We start from the raw sequence: 236 nt of genomic DNA, 5'->3' as shown, positions 1-236 counted from the left end.
CATCAGCCTCTTCCTTTCACATTTGATTCATCATCTGATACATAGGCACAAGCATAGATAAATACACAAGTAAGATCATCGCTGCAACAAATCCATAAATCATTGGCTGAAGGATGCCTGTCCATTTTTGCGCTTTGTGTTCCAGCCGCTGTAATATGAATTGGCTGTATGTGAAAAGCTCTCGATCCAATCGGCCGCTCAGCTGGCCGTGAGATATGACTTTTGAAAAATCAGCT

General features: G+C 42.4%; 1 protein-coding gene. It reads right to left on the bottom strand.

What is annotated here, in order from left to right; translation table 11 throughout:
* Positions 1-16 precede the first annotated feature (16 nt).
* A partial coding sequence (locus F1003_RS19240) for a type II secretion system F family protein (protein WP_202913948.1) occupies positions 17-236 on the bottom strand: 220 nt, incomplete at its 5' end.

The organism is Winogradskyella ouciana (assembly GCF_009709615.1).
Lineage (GTDB): Bacteria > Bacteroidota > Bacteroidia > Flavobacteriales > Flavobacteriaceae > Winogradskyella > Winogradskyella ouciana.
This window is presented reverse-complemented; position numbering and strand designations above follow the sequence as displayed.